Annotated in this window: 3 protein-coding genes; 1 reads left to right on the forward strand and 2 read right to left on the reverse strand. The window is 67.5% G+C overall.

Going from position 1 to position 2,983, the window contains the following annotated elements:
• The coding region (locus tag G6016_RS13935) for a TetR family transcriptional regulator (protein WP_182633229.1) at window positions 1-656 on the reverse strand (656 nt) is incomplete at its 3' end.
• Complete coding sequence (locus tag G6016_RS13940; RefSeq protein ID WP_182633230.1) at window positions 653-2,104, reverse strand: flavin-containing monooxygenase; 1,452 nt, start codon at window positions 2,102-2,104, stop codon at window positions 653-655. The genes G6016_RS13940 and G6016_RS13935, both read right to left, overlap by 4 nt.
• A 121-nt stretch (window positions 2,105-2,225) precedes the next feature.
• Here G6016_RS13940 and G6016_RS13945 point away from each other — a divergent pair.
• Window positions 2,226-2,983 (forward strand): SDR family NAD(P)-dependent oxidoreductase (locus tag G6016_RS13945; RefSeq protein WP_182633231.1); only part of this gene is annotated, 758 nt, incomplete at its 3' end.

Genomic DNA, 2,983 nt, shown 5'->3' on the forward strand with positions numbered 1-2,983 from the left:
TCGGCGGTGGTGGTCGTGGGCGAGGGGCCGGCGTCGACCTCGGGGCCGGGCCGTCCGTAGACGGTGCGGACCCACATGTCGGCGGCGGTGGCCAACAGCTGTTCGCGCGGTGCTTCCTGGTGGTAGACGACCCGCTCGAGCACGGTCTCGTTGATGTGGATCAGGCCCTCGGCCAGGGCGGAGGCGTCCACTCCCTCTGGGGCCCGGCCGGCGTCGCGTTCGGCGCGGATGAAGTCGGCCACCGGCTCCGCGTTGTAGCGACGACCGGCGTCCCACATCTCGCGCGTCGGCTCGTGCTGGGTGCGCGCTGTGAGCAGGGCCCGGTAGATGTGCTCCACCTGGAGCACCCGAGCGACGAGCCGGTCGAGACCCGCGTGGACGCGCTGGCGGAAGTCGCCCTCGCCTGTGACGATCTCGTCGATCGCCTCGCCGGCCTCCTTGTTGATCACCACCAACAGCATCGACACCGCCGCAGCCTTGGAGTCGAAGTAGAAGTAGAACGCCGACCGGGTGATGCCCGCCGCCTCGGTGAGGTCTGCGACCGAGATGTCGTCGAGCGCCGTGGTCTTGAGCCGCTCGTCCAGCGCGGCCAGGATGGCCTCGCGCCGCTTGTCACCGCGCGGGGAGGTGTTCCCCGACGCGGAGGCGGCGCTCACGCCGTCACCTGCGCTGCGGCGACGCCGTTATTGCCCTCGTCGCCGACAACGTTACCGACGCTGTTACGCCAGGTGTTACGACGCCGTGCCCGTTCGAGGCCCTGCGGGATCTCCGCGGTCCGCAGGTCGTGCTCGTACAGGAAGTAGTCGACCTGTTGCTGATGTCTCGGGGTGTCGAGCATGTGGCCGATGTACTTCCTCTCGTCCTCCACGATCACGCGGTGCATCTCCTCTTCCTCCGGGGTGGCGTACAGGCCTGCCGCCCATGCAGCGACGAGCCGGGCCTGAGCCTCGACGAACGGGAACAGGGTCGGCGTGGCTTGTGCGAACCCAACAAATACCAGGTTGCCGATTCCGGGCGAGAACATCCGCTTGTAGAGAGGGATGTGGTTGTTGGCGTCCGCGCTGAGGAAGTCACGGTCGAAGAACGGGAACGTGGTGTTGTAGCCGGTGGCCTGGATCATCACGTCGAACTGATCGCTGGTGCCATCAGCAAAGTGCACGGTTTCCCCGTCGAGCCGGGCGATGTCGCCCTTGGCCACCACGTCGCCCGAGCCCAGGCGCAGCGGAAGCTCCACTGACTGCGTGGGGTGCGCCTCGAAGAACTTGTGGTTGGGCGTCGGCAGACCGTACGACTCGGGTCGCCCCGCGGACACTGGCTGCATCAATTGGATCGCCTTGCGCTGCCACGAGTACGGGACGTACGGGAGCGTCGCGAAGTACTTGTCGGCCGGCTTTCCGGCGATGTACTTGGGCACGATCCACGCGCTCGACCTGGTGGACAGCACCACTTCGTTGCGCATGACCTTGGACGAGAGCTCCACCGCGATGTCGGCGGCACTGTTTCCGATGCCCACCACGAGGATCTTCTTGTCCATCAGGTGCAGCGGCTCCCACGGGTCGATGTAGGCGTGGGAGTGGATCATCTCGCCGGTGAACTCCCCGGCGAAGTTGGCGAAGCGCGGGTCCCAGTGGTGGCCGTTTCCGACCACAAGCAGGTCGAACCGACGGGTGTCGGTGTCGGCGGCGTCGCCCTGGGATGTCGCTCCGCCTGCTGCGGCGCCGGTGCGCGAGGTGGTCAGCTCCCAGCCGCCGTCGGGCAGGCGCCGGGCGTGCTCGACGCGGGTCTCGAACTCGATGGATCTCAGTAGGTCAAAGGCCTCGGCGTAGGAGTCGAGGTACTGCTTGATCTGCGTGTGATGGGGGAAGTCCGGAAACTCCTCCGGCATCGGGAAGTCGCGGAAGCTCAGCTGATGCTTGGAGGTGTCGATGTGCAGGGATCGGTAGGCGCTCGAACTGCCGTTGGGATTGTCGAACGCCCAGTTTCCGCCGATCCGGTCCGAGGCCTCAAAGCACACGGCCTCGATCCCGTAGTCCTCGAGCATCTTCAGCGTGGTCAGGCCGCTGATTCCCGCGCCGATCACGGCGACCGTCGGAGTGGGTGTCATGGAGTACCTCTTAGGCAGGGAAGTCCGGGACGTGGCAATCCGCCCGGAAACTATGGTGTTCGTCACACTATGGCCCTAGGTTGACGGGCGTCAACAACTTACGTCCCGCAGAGGAGTTCTCATGGCTGCTGGTGAACACACGGATTCACGCCACGCAGTGGTGGTGGGAGGCGCCTCCGGGATCGGCGCGGCCACGGCACACGTGCTGGCGCAGGCGGGGTGGCGCGTCACGATCGCGGACCTCACCGAGGCGGTACCGCCCGAGGCCGGTTCGTATGGTGCCGGAACGCAGGCCGCCGGCGCCGACGTGGTGGGCGCGCATGACTCACGGATCGTCGACGTGACCGACGAGGCCTCCGTCGAGGCGCTGTTCGCCGATACGGCGCCCGATCTCATCGTCACCACCGCCGGCGTGAGCACGCTGGGGCTGGTCACCGACCACGACACGGCTGAGTTCCGGCGTGTGCTGGATGTGTGCCTGACCGGCGCGTTCCTGGTCTTCAAGCACGGCGGCCGCGTGGTCCGCGACGGCGGCGCGATGGTGGCGATCGCCTCGCTCAACGCCCGCCAGCCCGGCCGCGGGATGGCCGCGTACTGCGCCGCCAAGGCGGGCCTGGTCTCGCTCGCGCAGGTCGCCGCGCTGGAGCTGGGGGAGCGCGGTATCCGCGTCAACACGATCTCGCCGGGCTTCCTCGTCACCCCGCTCACCGAACCCGTCCTGCAGATCCCCGGCCTGACCGAGGGATACGCCGAGAACTCTCTGACCGACCACCTCGGCACTGCCGAGGACGTGGCCCGCGCGGTGATGTTCTTGGCGGAGTCGCCCTGGATGACGGGCGAGGACCTGGTTATCGACGGTGGCGCGCAGCACCGCAGCTA

The sequence above is a fragment of the Dietzia aerolata genome, assembly GCF_014144865.1.
GTDB lineage: Bacteria > Actinomycetota > Actinomycetes > Mycobacteriales > Mycobacteriaceae > Dietzia > Dietzia aerolata.